Source organism: Robertkochia aurantiaca (assembly GCF_020166495.1).
Taxonomy (GTDB): domain Bacteria; phylum Bacteroidota; class Bacteroidia; order Flavobacteriales; family Flavobacteriaceae; genus Robertkochia; species Robertkochia aurantiaca.
The window spans coordinates 38,171-55,695 of sequence record NZ_JAINZS010000001.1 but is presented as its reverse complement, the minus strand read 5'-3'; the positions used below and the strand labels follow the sequence as shown (position 1 = coordinate 55,695).

At 44.8% G+C, this 17,525-nt stretch carries 13 protein-coding genes; 5 read left to right on the top strand and 8 right to left on the bottom strand.

All coding sequences use genetic code 11. From position 1 onward, the window contains the following. The first annotated feature begins 3 nt into the window (after positions 1-3). The 5 genes from K7R10_RS00240 (at position 4) to K7R10_RS00220 (ending at position 6,516) form a co-directional block, all read left to right on the top strand. Positions 4-1,485 carry a serine hydrolase gene (locus K7R10_RS00240; protein WP_224482649.1) on the top strand — a complete coding sequence of 494 codons (1,482 nt, stop codon included), beginning with the start codon at positions 4-6 and terminating at the stop codon, positions 1,483-1,485. A 51-nt stretch (positions 1,486-1,536) separates the two neighbouring features. Continuing rightward, complete coding sequence (locus tag K7R10_RS00235; RefSeq protein WP_224482648.1) at positions 1,537-2,976, top strand: amidohydrolase family protein; 1,440 nt, start codon at positions 1,537-1,539, stop codon at positions 2,974-2,976. Between the two features lie 278 nt (positions 2,977-3,254). Then, positions 3,255-4,265, top strand: coding sequence for a dipeptide epimerase (locus K7R10_RS00230; RefSeq protein WP_224482647.1), 1,011 nt, complete (start codon positions 3,255-3,257; stop codon positions 4,263-4,265). Then, positions 4,265-5,323, top strand: coding sequence for an aminotransferase class I/II-fold pyridoxal phosphate-dependent enzyme (locus tag K7R10_RS00225; protein ID WP_224482645.1), 1,059 nt, complete (start codon positions 4,265-4,267; stop codon positions 5,321-5,323). The genes K7R10_RS00230 and K7R10_RS00225 overlap by 1 nt, the downstream gene beginning before the upstream one ends. Beyond that, complete coding sequence (locus K7R10_RS00220) at positions 5,320-6,516, top strand: C40 family peptidase (RefSeq protein ID WP_224482643.1); 1,197 nt, start codon at positions 5,320-5,322, stop codon at positions 6,514-6,516. Before K7R10_RS00225 ends, K7R10_RS00220 begins: the two co-directional genes overlap by 4 nt. 386 nt (positions 6,517-6,902) lie before the next feature. Here the strand turns inward: K7R10_RS00220 and K7R10_RS00215 are convergent, their stop codons facing one another. The 8 genes from K7R10_RS00215 to K7R10_RS00180 all read right to left on the bottom strand — a co-directional run bounded on the left by K7R10_RS00215 (position 6,903) and on the right by K7R10_RS00180 (position 17,461). Further along, positions 6,903-8,306 (bottom strand): SusD/RagB family nutrient-binding outer membrane lipoprotein, encoded by a 1,404-nt coding sequence (locus tag K7R10_RS00215; protein ID WP_224482642.1) that lies wholly within the window; start codon positions 8,304-8,306, stop codon positions 6,903-6,905. Positions 8,307-8,318: 12 nt separating this feature from the next. Next, on the bottom strand, positions 8,319-11,444 hold the full coding sequence (locus K7R10_RS00210; protein ID WP_224482641.1) for a SusC/RagA family TonB-linked outer membrane protein: 3,126 nt from the start codon (positions 11,442-11,444) through the stop codon (positions 8,319-8,321). Positions 11,445-11,654: 210 nt separating this feature from the next. After that, positions 11,655-12,371, bottom strand: coding sequence for a response regulator transcription factor (locus K7R10_RS00205; protein ID WP_224482639.1), 717 nt, complete (start codon positions 12,369-12,371; stop codon positions 11,655-11,657). A gap of 4 nt (positions 12,372-12,375) precedes the next feature. Beyond that, entirely contained in the window at positions 12,376-13,941 is a 1,566-nt protein-coding gene (locus tag K7R10_RS00200) for a sensor histidine kinase (RefSeq protein ID WP_224482638.1), read from the bottom strand. 78 nt (positions 13,942-14,019) lie between these two features. Further along, entirely contained in the window at positions 14,020-14,607 is a 588-nt protein-coding gene (gene coaE / locus K7R10_RS00195; RefSeq protein ID WP_224482637.1) for a dephospho-CoA kinase, read from the bottom strand. After that, positions 14,604-15,554, bottom strand: coding sequence for a CdaR family protein (locus tag K7R10_RS00190; protein ID WP_224482636.1), 951 nt, complete (start codon positions 15,552-15,554; stop codon positions 14,604-14,606). Before K7R10_RS00190 ends, coaE begins: the two co-directional genes overlap by 4 nt. 14 nt (positions 15,555-15,568) lie before the next feature. After that, the gene (locus tag K7R10_RS00185) at positions 15,569-16,576 is read right to left on the bottom strand and encodes a glycosyltransferase family 2 protein (RefSeq protein WP_224482635.1); all 1,008 of its coding nucleotides are present in this window, start codon (positions 16,574-16,576) and stop codon (positions 15,569-15,571) included. 72 nt (positions 16,577-16,648) lie between these two features. Beyond that, a complete protein-coding gene (locus K7R10_RS00180; RefSeq protein ID WP_224482634.1) occupies positions 16,649-17,461 on the bottom strand; it encodes an enoyl-ACP reductase FabI in 813 nt (270 codons plus the stop codon). Positions 17,462-17,525 lie beyond the last annotated feature (64 nt).

Here is a 17,525-nt window from a genome sequence, read left to right as displayed (position 1 = left end):
ATCATGTTTAGAAATATCTCTCTTTCATTCATACTTTTCATATCGGTTCAGGTTGCCCATACCCAGGTCAAATCCGATACCGGTTTATTTCAGCAAATCATGAAAGCCGACAGCCTATTGTTCGATGCAGGCTTTAACAATTGCGATATACAGGCACTTTCAGGTGTAGTGTCTGACAGCATCACTTTTTATCATGATCAGTCAGGCATCACCCAAGGAAAAAATGCCTTTATGGAAACCACCCGCAAGAACATATGCGGCATCTCGTACAGACCCCTTCGTAAACTACTGCCCGAATATACCGAGGTCTATGCCCTGAAAAGAAACGGGAAGGTATATGCAGCCATACAAAAGGGGATTCATGAATTTTATGCCCGAGAGCGTGCGGGCGACACCTACCTCACAAGCACCGCTCTTTTCACCCATCTGTGGCTTAAACAAGATGAAGATTTTGTATTACAAACAGTTCTCAGCTATGATCACTTCTCCCCGGGCGACAAAACCAAAGAAGTGCCTGTCAGTAAAAATGAGCCACTTCAGGAATTAATAAAGAAACACGGGGTTCCGACTCTTGGTTTGGCTTTGATAAAAGACGGGGAGCTCAAAAGCGTACAGGTGGCAGGAGAAATATACAAGGGAGAACAGGCCCCCGTTGATGCCGTATTCAATGTAGCCTCGCTGACCAAACCAATAATCACCCTCACAACCCTCAGGCTTGTCGAAAATGGTTCATGGTCCCTCGATCAACCATTGGCAGACTATTACACCGATCCCGATGTGAAAAATGACCCCAGCAGTGAACTGCTGACCACACGTCATATTCTAACCCACCAATCAGGGTTTCAAAACTGGAGGTGGGAAAACGAAGACAACGAACTGAAATTCATTTTCAAACCGGGAACTGACACCGGTTATTCCGGAGAAGGGTTCGAATACCTCAAGCATGCCCTGGAAGCCAAATTTGATCAACCTCTTGAAAAGCTGGTTGATTCACTGGTTTTTAAACCCTTGGGAATGCATAACAGCAGCCTGGTATGGAATGAATCAATAGATGATGAAAAATTTGCCCGCTGGCATAAAGCCGGTGGAACAGACACCTACCCCACCGAAAAACATGCAACGGCAAGTGCTGCAGACAACCTGCTGACCACTATCTATGACTACGGACTTTTCACCAGCTATATCATGAGAAAAATAGCAGAGGGAGATTCCCTGTACAGCCAGATGGCAAAGCAGGCCAATAATTCTCAGGAAGCTGTGGCCATGACCCTCGGGTGGGAAATGCTTCCAGGTCTGAAAGACGATCAATTTGCACTTCTTCATACCGGAGGAGACATCGGAGTCAATACCCTGGTGATGATGCTTCCGGAAACCGGCGAAGGCATCGTTATTTTCACCAATAGCGATTCAGGAAACCAACTCTATTTCGACCTGATAGAACAACATCTCTCCCTGGGTAAAGAGATCAACGGCACTGCAGAATAGCCTCACCCAAAAATCAACCGACAAACTCGTACTTGAACTAAAAAATCAAAAATGAATCTATATATAAACATATCAGGCTGCATACTTTTTCTGTTTCTTGGCTTTCATAATTCAAAGGCCCAGTCGATATATAATCCCACCCATCAGAGTGACAGCATGAAGAAGAGTGAAGTTACTGCATATGTGATCAGAAACGTGAATATTATCACCCTTAAACCTAAGAATGAGATTATACAAAACGTCAACTTGCTTATCGAAAATGGCGTTATCACGGGTATCAATAAACCCGTGCCGAAGAACGCAACGATTATCGAAGCAACAGGAAAATGGGTTATGCCCGGTCTCATAGACATGCATGTACACGGATTGGCTGATATAGACTTCGGTGAAAAATATCCGACTAAACCGGCCACCATATTTTTTGACACCCAGGACTTCATGTTGCTGTATATCGCTAACGGAATTACCACAACATTTGAACTGAATGCCCGGGCTGAACACATAGCTCAGCGAAATGAGATCGCCGGAGGTAAAGCGATCGGTCCGAGAATGGCTCTTGCCAAACTCCTCGACGGAGGAAGAGGTTTCGACAGGGTAAATACTCCCGAAGCCGGAAAACAGGCTGTAAGAAGTGCTAAAGCAGAAGGATATGAATTTATAAAGGTATATTCACATCTTTCTGAAAGTACATTTAATGCCATCGTTCAGGAAGCCCGTGAGCTGAACATGAAGGTAATCGGTCACATCCCCGACACCTTTAAGGGCAGAACCGAAGAAGCTGTTTCCAGAATCAGTATGGTCGCTCATGCCGAAGAGTTTGCCAAGCAGGCTGACACATTGAACCTTGAGAAAGCAGAAGAATTTGCAGAAATGGCCTTAAAACATGATCTCTGGCTTACTACTACCCTGATCGTAATGGAACGTATGGCAGAGCAGGCCCGCACACTTGAAACAACAAAATCCCTCGCAGGCTTCGAATTGGTGCACCCTCTCATGCAAAGCAAGTGGATTGTTTCCAATAAAAATTACATCGGAAGCAGCCCCCAACGCGTTAACCACCTGGAAGACCTGGCAGAATTTAATAAAGTACTCGTCGGGGCATTTCATAAAGCCGGTGTACCCATGGTTGCCGGCACCGATTCCGGCTCATCAGGAGTGATATGGGGTTATGCCCTTCACGACGAATTACATCTGTTAGAACAGGCCGGATTATCCCCGGAACAGACACTTGCTGCCGCGACCAGACTTCCTGCAGAGTGGCTTGGAATAGACCATAAGGTCGGAACCGTTGAAGAAGGAAAGCTGGCAGACCTTTTGATATTGGAAGCCAACCCCTTGAAAAATCTGGAAAACCTGCAAAAAATGGCAGGTATATTTGTCGATGGTAAATACCTGTCGAATGACGAAATTCAACAGATGCTTCAAAGGCTTCATCTTAAAAACGAACGAATCAAAAGTGATTATGACTGGCGGGACCGGAGAGAATTCTAAGTTCATAATTCCTCCTGATAACATGATAGTTAAGGTCAAACCGTTCCGGGACATCTCTTCTTTTCGGATAGAAGCAACTCCTTAAAGCCCCTTGTGCCGGTAATCATACAAAAAGCCTGAATCAAGCTTATTTCACAAAGACCAGCCGGATTTTTCAACGATTCCTTTTGCAATATTTTGCAATATTTTTTTGCGTTTTGGCGCTGATAGTGCAAATTTTATCCGTTACTTTTGTTGAACAGGTAAATAAAAAACTTTAAATTAATCACACTATCTTCATGAACGTAGAATTAAAAAAATATGTGCTGGAGCTGGAGTACACCTTCAGTATTTCCCGGGAATCACATGATTATCAGGACAGCCTTATCGTTGCTCTGAGCCAGGAGGGTAAAACGGGCTACGGCGAGGCGACTTCGAATCCCTATTATAAAATTACGGTCGAATCGATGAAAGAAGAAATCGAAGCTATTCGTCCGCAGATCGAAGCCTGGGATCTTGATGACCCTGCCGTATTTCATAGCTTTCTCAAGGAAAAAGGCCTCAGTAATTTTGCCATTTGTGCTCTTGATCTGGCTGCTTACGATCTCTACGGAAAATTAAAAGGTAAGCCCCTCTATCAGATCTGGGGTACCGATAACGACCAATACCCTCTTACCAATTATACCATCGGAATCGACAGCATTGAAAAAATGGTAGCGAAAATGAAGGCTAAACCATGGCCTCTCTATAAAATTAAACTGGGAACAGATGATGATGTGGCCATTGTCAGAGAATTGCGAAAAGCTTCTGATGCCGTTTTTCGAATCGATGCCAATTGCGCCTGGACCGCAGAAGACACCATAGGATATGCGAAAGAATTGAAAAAATTGGGAGTCGAATTCCTGGAGCAACCATTAAAAGCCGATGATCTGGAAGGATATAAATTACTGATGCAAGAATCGGTACTTCCTGTAATTGCTGATGAAAGCTGTATCGTTGAAGAAGATGTCGAAAAATGTCACGGCCATTTTCATGGAATCAACATCAAACTGACCAAATGCGGAGGCCTCACCCCTGCTCTTCGAATGATAAAAAAAGCCAAAGAACTGAACATGAAGGTCATGGTGGGGTGCATGACCGAGTCAACAGTGGGTATCTCAGCCATTGCTCAATTGCTGCCACAACTCGATTATGTCGATATGGACGGCGCCATGTTGTTAAAGACCGATATTGCAACCGGTGTAAAAATCACCAAAGATGCCAGGGTATTGTTTCCTGATGAGCCCGGCTGCGGAGTAAACTTGTTATAATGATTCATGAGATCGATCAATTTCCCGGCAGGGAGATAGTTTCCGGCGGAAGGAGGTTTCTCTATTTCGGCGGAACGTCTTATCTCGGACTCCAGCACCACGGTGGATTTCTGGAAGTTTACACAGAGTCCATACGAAGGTATGGTACGGTATATGCCGCTTCGAGGAAGGCCAACGTGCAGTTTCCCGCCCTGAGAGAAAGCGAGGCATTCCTGGCTGGTATCACAGGTTCCGAAGCCGGAATCAGTACTTCATCAGGCTTTCTGGCCTGCCGTTTGCTACTGCAGGTACTTGAGGAAGAGAACATAGCTGTTTATCGCGCACCCGGTACACATATCGCCTGGAACGGTACTCAGGAATTCACGGCTAATGACCTGGAAGAATTATATAACAGGGTCAGCAGAAGCCTTGAAAGCGGCATAAGAACCGCGGTGGTATTTGACACCATCGATTTTGCCGGAAAAAAGCCCATGGATTTTTCGTGGCTCACAAGGTTTCCGGTGGAAAAACTTCTCCTGATTGCAGATGATTCTCATGGTCTGGGAATTACAGGCCCTGATGGCGGAGGTAATTTCAAAAAACTGTTATCCCTGAGCCCTTCAGAATTGATCTGCTGCAGTTCCCTGGGGAAGGCTTTTGGTATCCAGGCAGGCTTTATCGCCGGAAAGCATGAGCGCATCGAAAAGATCATGGCTCACGGCTGGACAGGAGGTGCCAGTCCTGCAAACCCGGGAAACCTGAGAACGGTGCAGAAAGCCTATCCCCTAATCAGAGAACAACGAAGTAAACTGTTCAGAAACGTAAGCTTATTTTTAAATGAACTGAACACTCCATCCCGTTTTCTCTACGTTGACGATTATCCCTGTTTTACCACCCAGGATGAAGAACTTCCGCGTTATCTTGAAGACAATGGAGTGATCATTACCAACTTCAGGTATCCCGACCCGGATTCTCCTCTAATGTGCAGAATCGTGCTCAGCGCCGCCCATACGGTAGCAGATATAAAAAACCTGACGAAATTACTCAACGCTTATATTAAACAGAAAAATAACCCATGATCAATAGAAATTTAAAATATATGCTTCTGGGTGCTTCCCTGGTATTGTCGGTAGTGTCCTGCACCGAAGAAAACAAAAGCAACGAAGCTGTAACCCGTATCATCGATTCCATAAAGCAGGCGGAAGCTCCCGATAAAAGAGTGGCTCTCTTTCACGTGATCGCCGAACAACAACCTAACGGGATTCTGTTAAAAGGAGAAACGAATCTCCCCGGAGCCAAGAACAACCTTCTCAAGCAGCTAAATGAAGAACAGGTCAGTTTTATAGACAGTATCAGAGAACTCCCTGAAGCTGAACTGCAAGGCAAACACCAGGCCGTTATTAAGATTTCGGCGGCCAACCTAAGAGGTGAACCGCGTCATTCCGCTGAACTTGTTACCCAGGCAACCCTGGGTACGCCGGTTAAGGTGCTTAAGAAAGTGGGCGGCTGGTACCTGGTACAAACTCCTGACCGATATATCGCGTGGGTAGATGACGGAGGCATAAGCCTGATGACAACTGAGCACTTTACCACCTGGAAGAAAGCTCCTAAGATCATATATAATCAACAATATGGACACTCCTATGCAAATGAGCAGGAGGAAGCCCTGGTTTCTGATCTTGTTATCGGCGATGTCCTGGTTCTTAAAAATGAAACTGATGCCTATTACCATGTTAACTATCCCGACGGGCGTGAGGCTTTTATAAGAAAGAATGAGGCTTTACCCTTCAATGAATGGATCGCAGGTACTTCTCAGAACAGCGAAGCGTTTGTCAGCACGGCAAAAAAACTGATGGGACTCCCCTATCTCTGGGGTGGAACATCGGCTAAAGGGGTAGATTGCAGCGGGTTTACCAAAACCATTTATTTCGCCAACGGAATGATCATTCCCCGCGACGCCTCACAACAGGTACACGAGGGGATCACAATCGATTCAACCGGTAATTTTGAAAGTCTGAAACCCGGTGACCTCTTATTCTTCGGAAGAAAAGCCACTGACAGTACTCCAGAGAAAATCGTTCATGTCGGTATGTGGATCGGAGACAATCAGTTCATCCATTCTTCAGGAGATGTACACATAAGCAGTACCGACAGCACCCGAACGAATTATGATGCGTACAATACAGGTCGCTATCTGAGAAGTCAGCGACTGCTTAATGAGAACAGTCAGGGCATCATTCGCCTGAAAGATTCTGCGGTTTTCATACCATAGCCACACATTACCTTTTATAATATTTTAAACACCGTAAAAACAGGCCTTTTCCGATCGGGAGAGGCCTGTTTTATTAGCATCTGTGCACAAATAAATCATTGACAGCCATTGGATACTAATGACCCTATGAGCATACAGGCATCCCTGTTCCTTTTTAAAGTGTAATTGATACCCGATAATTAAGTCACGGCTCAGCCCCGGTATTGCTATGATGATATTCCTGAACACACCTTGTGGTAACAGGACTTATTCTTTCGTCTCAGATTTCAGGCTATTCCAGACAAAAAGATACAGTTTGAATAAACATTTGCAGAGTTTTTAAAAAAGCAGAAATAAAAAAAGGCCTTCCCAACAGGAAAGGCCTTTTGCTCTACTTACAATACAAATTAATTAACATCCCAGAAAATATTGGTCAGCAGATCAACAGTAGGCACATTTGATCTGTTTCTTTGATATTCTGTATCAGGATAATCAAATCTCAGTATGAAATCGTTTAATTCTGCGTTGGTGGGAAGCGTGAAGTCAGCATAGTTATAATCATGCCTTCTTGCATCTACCCATGACTCCGGATGCAGGAACATGGCAACATACTTCTCCTTGAAGATCAGGTCAAGAGTCAAAGCTGCTGCTCCAACCGCTACAACGGGATTGGCGAGGTATGCATCACGTTCAACGGGATCTACACCCACTTTATCCATATTGGCAGCAATTCCTTCCAGATAGGCAGCATAAGCGGCATCTGAATTTCCTGAACGAAGTTCGGCTTCAGCCTCGATGAATTTCATCTCTGCATAGGTGGCTACCAGTAGTGGCGAATCTTCCGAAGAATAAAAACCACCCGGCACCAGGTAACACTCCTGCTGTACAGTTCCGTCTCCAATACGTCCTTCTCCGTTAACAGTACCTCTGAAGGTAGTTCCGTCGGGAAGCGGATTGGTGATAAGCGGAAGTCTCGGGTCGAACACTCCAAAAGTAGTACCGTTCATGGCATCGATCACCTGTTCAGATAACCATCCGCCTAACAGCAGATTTTGGTTATTAACAGCTACCTGCCCCCATGGGCTTCTGTTCTGGAATCTCACCACTTGTGCATCATCGTCATTCGACGCATATGCCCCGGCAAGAGCAGACTTAACCGCTGCAGGATCATATGAGGCTGTGTTGCTCAAATGATTCAGATAACGGGCTTTAAGTGCATTGGCTGTTTTGATCCAGGCAGCCACATCACCGCCATGCATAAAATCACTGTCACCGCTCAATATGGCTCCGGTATTCTCCTGGTTAAAGGCTACTATCGCCTCATCCAGCATGGTGATCAGCTGCCCGTAGAGAGCTTCCTGATCGTCATATGCCGGACTTACGTTTTCAAATGAAAGAGCTGCATTAAAAGGCACATCTCCCCAAACATCAATAGCCATTCCGAGGTTCAGCGCAGTCAGGGTTTTGGCAATTCCAACATAATAAACAGAGCTGGATTCCTCGGCGAATCTTTCCATATCGTAAAGATCGGAAAGGATATCATAAATACTTCCCCAGGCACCATCGGTATTGATCCTTTCGTAAATATCGGTGGCACTGGCTTCATTTGGCGAAGCGAGATATTGGGTGTAAAATGAAGTGGTACCCCCAACATTGTATACATTGATACCTGATTTCTGCGTGGTGTTCGCCAGTAATCCATCTAACGGAGGCGTGGTAGCCCCGTTGGGATTTTCGTTAATGTCAAGGTAATCGTCACATGAGAAGAAGATCACCGACAACATGAATGTATATACTATTCGTTTGATCATAGTCATATTTTTTTAGAATGATAGTTTCAGGGTCGCAGCATAGGTCTTTAAACCGGGGTGAGCGGCCAGACCGTTAAATCCATCAACATTACCCGGATTTATCGACACTTCGGGATCCCAACCGTTGTAATCGGTCCATAGGAACAGGTTGGTACCAGATAACGACAGGGAAGCCCTCGTCAGTCCGATATTATCGATCAGGCTGGTAGGAACATTATAGCTCAGACTCAGGTTCTGAAGACGCACCCATGATGCATCCTGAACGAAATTCTCGGTCACAGCTCTGTAGTTAGCTCTGTAGAAACCTCCATTCAGGGCAGTAAATCCGTCAGGAGCATTTGCCTGACCAAGAAATACCTCCTGGGTATTAGGTTGTCCGTCTGCAGTCACACCTTCAAAAACCACCACGTCATTTCTGTTGGTCGTATAATCAGAAATACCGAAGGCAGACATAAAGTTATCTAAGTTGTTAAACTTCTGGAAACCTTCCCTGAAATCAAAGGCAAAGCTCAGAGAGAAATTCTTATACCTGAAGGTGTTCTGAATATTCATGATCCAGTCAGGAGTTGAAGTACCCAGGATCTTCTGATCACGGTTTATCACAGGGAAACCATCTTCACCTATCAGGATCGGACGATCTTCATCCAATACCAGCGGATCTTCATCTTCCGGGTTCTCGTAATAACGGGCGTATGAAGTACCGAGAATAGCTCCGTACGACTGACCCGGGTAAAGGGCCTGAGTAGCAGTACTACCGGCATACCCGAAGTCACTTCCAAGCGGAATGCTTTCTGATCCCTCTCTGATCGAGATCACCTCGTTATCGTTGGTAGAGAAGTTCACCAGCACATCCCAGCCGAAATCCATGGTTCTTATGGGAGCGGCATTAAAGATCATCTCGATACCCTGGTTCTGGATCTCCCCGGCATTGGTGGCAAAAACGCTGTATCCTGAAGAAAGTGCTACCGGCACGGTTAAGATCTGGTTTTCAGAATTCGATTTGTAATAGGCAATATCGAGCCCCAGTCTGTTATCGAACATTCTGAACTCTCCACCGAATTCGATCTCAGTGGTCAATTCGTTCACCAGGTTAGGATCGCCTTTTTGGTTGAAACGGGTCCACCCTGTAGTTTCATCGATCGGGAAGCCACTGGCAGGAGCATATCCGTCTGCTGTAAGGTAAGCCTGGAAGGCATCTTTACCTACCTGAGACCATGAACCTCTCAGTTTACCATACTGGAACCAGGAAGGTGTATTGAATTGCTCAGTGAAGATATAACCTACACTCACAGAAGGATAGTTGAAAGAACGGTTGTCTTCTCCCAGGGTCGAAGACCAGTCATTACGGTCTGTTATGGTCAGGTAAAGCAGATCGCGGTAAGACATACTCAGTTCCCCGTAGATTCCATAAAGCCTTCTCAGGCTTCTGAACTGGTCAGCCGTGATGACCGAAGCATTCTGCAACGCGAAAAAGTTATATACGTCAAGTTCATTACCATTGGTAGTCACCCTGTTATATTCCCTCTGGAATACATCAAGTCCACCACGAATCGTCAGGTCGAAATCTTCGCCCAGATCGGTCTGGTATGTAGCGATCAGGGTTGATGTAAGATCTTCACTATTGATACGTGTTTCCCTCACATAACCGAGTCCGTTGTTTTCAAAAATAGCCTCTCCTTCAATTCCGGTAGGCCCGGGAGCAAAGGCAGAACGGCTGTCGTTATAACTGTCGATACCAAAACGGTAAGTAATGTTCACCTTCTCAAAAGGCTGAAAGTCAAATCCGATGTTTCCGATAAAACGATCAACATCATCAACGAAACGATTGGTTTTAGCCCCGTAAATCGGGTTGTTTCCAACCTGTCCGTCAAAACGGTACCCTTTCATGGTCCCGGCAAGTGGTCCTTCGGTAAATTCGAAGTCGGTCACATCTTTGGCAGGAGCCCAGTAGATCAGTCGTGTATTGAACAGATCCACATCCACACGGTTACCTCCTGAATTGATATAGTTGGCAGAACCGTTGATGGTAAAGTTATCAGCCACTTTGATCTTACCATTGATCTTAGCAGAATTTCTGGTGAAATCTGCAAAAGGAAGTACCCCTTCCTGGTTGAAATGCCCTACTGAAGCATAGAAGCTTGCCTTTTCGTTACCACCTGAAGCATCAAAGTGCAGGTTGGTGTTGTAACCGGTCTGGTAGGCATTTCTGAAGTTGTTAAAGATCTCATCAGGATGCTCAGGATCTAGCTCCCTCGCCTCTGCTACCGTGGGACCCCATGTAGGCCAGAAACTGTTGGTATCATATGCACCGGCATAACCCTGAGTATATTCACGTTGTACTACAGGAAACTTATTTACATAATCGATCCCTGAAGTAGCACTCAGGTTGAATTCGGTACGCCCTTCACGGCCTGAACGGGTAGTGATCACGATCACCCCGTTGGCACCACGCACTCCGTACAGAGCCGTTGCCGCACCTCCTTTTAGAACAGAAATATTCTCTACATCATTAAGGTTGATATCAGCAGCCCTGTTGGTCAGTCCTCTGAATCCTCCTCCGCCTGCGGTAAAGGTGTCATTACTGATCGGAATTCCGTCAATTACAAAAAGCGGTTGGTTGGGAGCGTTGGGAGAAAGTGAATTTACACCACGAATAACGATTCGCGAACCTTGTCCGGGAGCACCACCATTACGGGTGACCTGTGCACCGGCCACTTTTCCTTGTAAGGCACTTACCACGTTGGTTTCCGGAACCTGAAGAATTTGTTCGGTCTGTAATTCCTGGGAGGCATATCCCAGTGCTTTTTTCTCTCTTTCGATACCAAGGGCTGTTACCACAACTTCATCAAGAGCCTGGGCATCTTCACGAAGGGTTACATTGATCTGTGATCTGTCGTTCACAGGCACTTCCAGGGTTTGCATCCCCACATAGGAGAAAATTAACACATCATCGCCGGAAGCATCAATGCTGTACTCCCCGTCAAAATTCGTCGAGGTACCCTCTGTGGTACCTTTGATCAATACCGACACTCCGGCCAGCGGTATTCCCTGTTGGTCGCTCACAGTTCCTGAAACTGATTGAGCCATTCCCAACGAAATACCCCCCAGCAGGAGGATCGTGAATAGCAGTCTTTTCATACGTTTGAGTTTAAATTTGTGGCGAAAAGATACATATTCCTACAAAAAAACTGCAGTTTACTGCAATTAAATTGTAAAAAAACTGCTAAAAATCAGTTAATAACTCCCTATTTCTGCCGCATCTTGCATATCAACAAAAGGGTGGTTTTCAGAATTTTGCATAAAAAAACCCGGTTTTACCCGGGTTTGTTGAAAAGTTTATCCTGGTTTTTATTTCTCAGCTTCACTCTTTACCACCAATCTGAATCCTTCTCCATGAATGTTGAGAATTTCAACATCATCGTCCTTTTTCAGGTATTTACGGAGCTTGGCGATATACACATCCATACTTCTGGAAGTGAAATAATTATCATCCCGCCATATCTTGGTCAATGCGAGCTCCCTTGGCATAAGGTCATTCTCATGCAGGGCCAGCAAGCGGAGTAATTCGTTTTCCTTTGGTGAAAGTTTTATAGGCTCTTCATCTTTATAAGTCAAAAAGCGAAGCTTGGAATTGAGGTGGAAATTACCGATTTCAAATTCAAACTGCTTACTGTCTGCCAGCGATTCGGTCGATTTACGCTGCAGGATGGCTTTGATCTTAAAAAGCAGTACTTCTGAATCGAAAGGTTTATTCAGGTAATCATCGGCTCCTACCTTATAGCCCTTGAGCACATCTTCCTTCATGGTCTTGGCGGTAAGGAAAATGATCGGGACGTTCTCATCCTTCTCCCTGATCTCTTTGGCCAGTGTGAAGCCGTCTTTATAGGGCATCATCACATCGAGTATGCAGAGATCATAGTTGTCTTTCCTGAATTTCTCATACCCCTCCATACCATTCTTGGCAAGAGTGACATCAAAATCGTTCATGGTAAGGTAATCCTTAAGAACGGTTCCGAAATTAGGATCATCTTCTACGAGTAAAATTTTCTTATTGACAGTTTCCATATTTTTATATTAAAGGTAACTTTATAAAAAAGGTACTTCCTTTATCTTTTTCACTTTCGGCGTAAACTTCGCCCTGGTGGTCATCTACTATGCTCTTCACATAAGCCAGTCCGAGACCATGTCCTTTGATATTATGTATATTTCCGGTTGACTCCCTGTAGAATTTTTCAAAAATCCGTTTCAGCACAGCCTTGCTCATCCCGGCTCCCTTATCGGCTATTTTTACAACGATACTGTTCTTGACCACTTCCGTGGTTAAGGTGATATCAGGTGCTTCGGGAGAATATTTATTAGCATTATCAAGTATATTCACGAAAATATTGGTGAGATGGAAATCATTACCCAGGATCTCTGAACGCGGAGCATTCAGTTCCTGGTGGATGATCCCGCCCCGGTTCTCTACCATCAGCGCTACATGCGCCACAGCTTCTTCAAGAATCTCATGAACATCTACCCGGTCTTTTGCGATATCGAGCTGGTTCTTTTCGAGTTTGGAGATACGAAGCACATTTTCAACCTGTGCATGCATTCGCTTGTTCTCATCTCTGATCATCTGCAAATACCGCTGCAGGCGTTCATTGTCTTCCCGTGCCTTGGGGTTTTTCATCGCGTCAAGAGCCAGATTGATCGTTGCAATAGGAGTCTTGAACTCGTGGGTCATATTGTTGATGAAATCTGTTTTGATTTCCGAGATCTGTTTCTGCCTGATCAACTGATAGAGGGCACTGGAATAGGCCACGATTATGATCAGGGTAAAAACAACACTTAACAACGCCATCTCCAGGATCGAGGAGATAAGGAAACGCTTTTTCTTAGGAAAACTGACCAGGAGGTCATAACTGCTGTTCCCGTCGCTGTTCTTGAAAACAGGAATCTTGTACATCGCGCTTTCCAGCTGCTCAAAATCACCTGAACGCACCCTGGTAGGCAAACCGTTACTGAACACCCCGAACTCATAGCTCAGGTCGATGTTCCGGTCTTGTAATTCTTCCTGTAAGGCCAGGGAGATCTCCTGCGGACTAATACGCTTATGGATGGGGACCCTGTTAGCCCTTTCCCGCAACATATCTTCAAACACCGCTCTTTCCAATTGAGAGAACCCGCCTATTTTCTCATACCGTTCTACCGGTGAATACACTTTACCGTCTATTCCGACCTCCTCCTTAAAAATCTGTGTCGTTCGCCGACTGCTGAAATTTTTAACAATGGTGTCAGAATTGCTATCAAAGAACGAAGAGGGAATCCCGTAATCTTCCTCCAGAATACCATGCCGGTATATAAAGGTTTCATTATTATTAAGATTTCGCTCTACAAAAAAGTATTCGCTCAGGTTTGCGCCTTTGAAGTCTCCCACGCTATCGATCAGGTTCAGAGATTTATCCAGATAATATCTGATCTCCCTCTGCTCTATGGTTTCTGAAACATCCTGCAAAACCTGCGAGATGGTATTCGAAAAAACCTCTTCCTTATCTTCTACGGCTGTTTTTATCCAGTAACCCTGAACGAAAATGATACCCATCAAGGATAAGCTCATCAGGATAACCAGAAGAACAAATAAGCGTCTACTCATTTTTTCAAAATTAAGGCATTGATATCAGGAACGTTAACCATTTAACCTTACATTAACAAAAATGTTAAAATTCCAATTTTACTTACATTTATTAAGCAAAATTTCATGAATGTTTTCAACAAATAAGGAAGTTTGATCGATTTCTGTATTTTCTATAACAAAGTCTGCTCTTTTTACTTTTTCATCTTCGTCCCACTGGTGCTGCATCCGTGCTTTAACATCCTCAGAAGCAACATTGTCGCGCTTTCTTACACGTTCGATACGAATATTTTCCGGCGTTGTCACTGTAATTACATAATCACAATTTTTGTCGCCTCCCGTTTCAAAAAGAATGGCTGCTTCCTTGATCACATAAGGAGCGTCCTGCTCAGACTTCCACCTGGAAAAATCCTTTGCCACTGCAGGATGAATGATCGCGTTCAGTGACCGAAGAAGGTCCCGGTCTTCGAAAACCTTAGATGCGATATGCTTCCTGTCGGGAAGCTCTCCCTCATAAGCCTCCGCTCCCAGCAAATCGATCACCTTTTTGCGAATATCAGAAGATTTAGCCATGAGGCGTTTGCCTGCGGTATCGGCTATATACACCGGCACACCCAGTTCTTCGAACATCCGCGCCACCGTCGATTTCCCGCTGCCTATTCCACCGGTCAGGCCCACTGTTTTCATAAGCGTTTGATAAGATATTCAACCTTCGTTTCCAACAGGTTTGCCGAAATAATAAACGAGGGTTTCTCTGCAATTCTCGGTATCAGAAAAGAAGCATTCTCTCTGGTATCATTGAAATCGCACACCACCTTGAAAGAAGCAGGATTTACCCGCTTGAGGTCAGATATGGCAGCTTTACACAATACCCTGATCTCTCCGGGAAAGGTTTTGACAGTCACATCTTCAGGAGCATTGATCACCTGCACGGGTACGGTTACGATCTTTTCAGAAAAACGTTCCACCTTCCCGCTCACCGTTACGGCTCTTGGTTCATATGAAAGTTTTTGGATGGTATCGGGTATGGAAAGTGTCATTCTGTGCTCAAAATCAGCCTGAACATTTTTGAGACTGAGTATTTCAGTAGGTATGGTATCGATCGAATTCACGATGTCTTCCGGACCATGAATCCATACTGAATCAGGCTCCACCACCAGACTATCGACCAGTTCATAGTCTTCGACAAATGACAGATCGATGCGTGCTTTCACCGGCACCGCTCTGGTCTGGTTTTCACCGAAGCGAATCTTTATAGAGTCGTTCACCACCCTGTTGATCTCAAGAGATTTATATTGTTCAGATATCACCTCCTGCACCTCTTCCCCCAGCAGGTAATAAGCATTGTTGTCAGGCTTGAAATCGGCTGCATTCAAAAACAGGGTCTGACGAAAGAGGCGATAGTACAAAATACCAAAACCGGAACTCTCTATGTTGACATTGATCTGTTCGGGGGGATTTCCTATAAGCAGTTTTTCTTCCGGAATATTGATGTAATCCAGGTCCATAGCAATACGTGAATCATACCGGTCAGAGAGGGTAATGACCACCCAAATAAAGGCAGAGATAATCAGAAACAGCAAAAAGATCACTGCTTTTGGTTTCTTGATATATCGTTTCAAAATATTACTCATTCGGTATCAGATCATTAATCTTTAAAAAATAACTGCGGAAAGACCTCCTCAGGCTTTCTCTTTAAAAAGGTAACAAAAAAGGTAGATTTTGCAAATCCCCACCCATAACCAAAAAATTGTACAAGTACCGCATACAGCGCTTTAAATGCGATGGTAAGCTTTCCTGTTTTTATCCACGAATCCAACCATAACACCGTAAAATATACGACATACAGCAGAAGAAAGAAAGGCATTCGCCAAACAGCCAGAACGATACTTAAACAAAGACCTGCTGTAAACAAGGTGGGAAACCAGTAGGTGATCTTAGCAGTCTCGGGATGCCATTGATTGAGTATGGGCCGGGTCAAACCAAATTTAGTCACCTGCCATTTAAAGCTTTTCCAGTCGATTCGCCGCTTGTGATATACATAGGCTTCAGGAAAAAGCCGGGTATCAAATCCGGACTTCCAGATTCTGATGGTCAGGTCGGGATCTTCTCCGGGATGTATCCGGCCGAAACCTCCTGTGCGTTCAAACGCCTGCCTTGAGATCCCCATATTAAAACTCCGGGGCTGAAATTTACCTACCTGCCTTTTTCCGCCGCGAATTCCTCCGGTGGTCAGCACAGAAGTCATGGCATAATTGATAGCCTTTTGCAGGTCGGTGAAACCGGCATGTGCTGCATCGGGACCGCCAAAACAATCGACATACGCCTCCTGTAATTCCCGCTCCACTTCTTCCAGATAATGGGGCGGCAGCAGACAATCGGAATCCAGAATTAAAAAATAATTCCCTTTAGCGCGAAGCATGCCGAAATTCCGGCTGTCTCCGGGGCCTGTATTCGGTTTAGTAAGGTAACTTATAGTAAGCTGTGACCGATAAGCTGAAATCACCTCTGCACTGCTTATTTCAGAACCGTCTTCGATGATGACCACTTCAAAGGGCTTATCATACCGCATTAGTGCCAGACTCTGCAGCAGTTCCCTGATCTCTTCAGGTCTGTTGTAAACGGGCACGATAAAGGAAAAGTCAAGATCTGTCATGGATTTTATATTGCTTTTGAATCCATCAAAAAAGCCACCCCTTAGGTGGCTTTTCTTCAGTTTTATATATTATCAGGGCATGAATTTTTCCATCACTTCCTGACTTACCCCTGTGTTGGAGAAACCGCCATCGTGAAACAGGTTCTGCATGGTCACTTTTCGGGTAAGATCTGAAAAAAGCGAGATCGTATAATCTGCACAGTCCTGAGCACTGGCATTCCCCAAAGGAGACATCTGTTCAGCATAATTGATAAATCCGTCGAAACCTTTCACCCCGGTACCGGCCGTTGTAGGTGTAGGAGATTGCGATATAGTGTTTACACGAACTTTCTTTTCCTTTCCGTAGAAATAACCGAAACTACGTGCTATAGACTCCAGGTAAGCCTTATTGTCTGCCATATCGTTATAATCAGGAAATGCTCGTTGGGCTGCCATGTAGGTAAGGGCAACGATACTGCCCCATTCATTCATAGCGTCCTGCTTGTAAAGGGTCTGGCACACCTTATGAAAAGAAAGCGCTGACACATCCCACCCCTTCTGGGTAAAATCATAATTCTCGTCTGTATAATGACGTCCCTTACGAACGTTTACAGACATCCCTATGGAGTGAAGAACAAAATCGATCTTTCCTCCCAGGATCTCCATAGACTTTTCTACGAGATTGTTCAGATCATCGATATTGGTGGCGTCTGCGGGAATGATCTCTGAACCGGTCTTTTCAGCCAGGGTCTTGATTTGTCCCATTCTCATTGCAATGGGTGCATTGGTCAGCACGAAGGTTCCTCCTTCTTCATGAACTCTTTCTGCAGTTTTCCATGCGATGGAGTTCTCATCCAAAGCACCGAATATAATCCCTCTTTTTCCTTTTAATAAGTTATATGACATGTTTGAAATGTTAGTTTATTGTCGGTTTGAATTCGTAGTTCAAAAATATTGATTTTATCCAGAA

Excerpts from the sequence above, each read along its gene's own strand:
- K7R10_RS00215 (WP_224482642.1), bottom strand. The coding sequence starts at position 8,306 with ATGATCAAACGAATAGTATATACATTCATGTTGTCGGTGATCTTCTTC.
- K7R10_RS00235 (WP_224482648.1), top strand. The coding sequence starts at position 1,537 with ATGAATCTATATATAAACATATCAGGCTGCATACTTTTTCTGTTTCTT.
- coaE (WP_224482637.1), bottom strand. The coding sequence starts at position 14,607 with ATGAAAACAGTGGGCCTGACCGGTGGAATAGGCAGCGGGAAATCGACG.
- K7R10_RS00190 (WP_224482636.1), bottom strand. The coding sequence starts at position 15,554 with ATGAGTAATATTTTGAAACGATATATCAAGAAACCAAAAGCAGTGATC.
- K7R10_RS00230 (WP_224482647.1), top strand. The coding sequence starts at position 3,255 with ATGAACGTAGAATTAAAAAAATATGTGCTGGAGCTGGAGTACACCTTC.
- K7R10_RS00200 (WP_224482638.1), bottom strand. The coding sequence starts at position 13,941 with ATGAGTAGACGCTTATTTGTTCTTCTGGTTATCCTGATGAGCTTATCC.
- K7R10_RS00185 (WP_224482635.1), bottom strand. The coding sequence starts at position 16,576 with ATGACAGATCTTGACTTTTCCTTTATCGTGCCCGTTTACAACAGACCT.
- K7R10_RS00180 (WP_224482634.1), bottom strand. The coding sequence starts at position 17,461 with ATGTCATATAACTTATTAAAAGGAAAAAGAGGGATTATATTCGGTGCT.
- K7R10_RS00220 (WP_224482643.1), top strand. The coding sequence starts at position 5,320 with ATGATCAATAGAAATTTAAAATATATGCTTCTGGGTGCTTCCCTGGTA.
- K7R10_RS00225 (WP_224482645.1), top strand. The coding sequence starts at position 4,265 with ATGATTCATGAGATCGATCAATTTCCCGGCAGGGAGATAGTTTCCGGC.
- K7R10_RS00210 (WP_224482641.1), bottom strand. The coding sequence starts at position 11,444 with ATGAAAAGACTGCTATTCACGATCCTCCTGCTGGGGGGTATTTCGTTG.
- K7R10_RS00205 (WP_224482639.1), bottom strand. The coding sequence starts at position 12,371 with ATGGAAACTGTCAATAAGAAAATTTTACTCGTAGAAGATGATCCTAAT.
- K7R10_RS00240 (WP_224482649.1), top strand. The coding sequence starts at position 4 with ATGTTTAGAAATATCTCTCTTTCATTCATACTTTTCATATCGGTTCAG.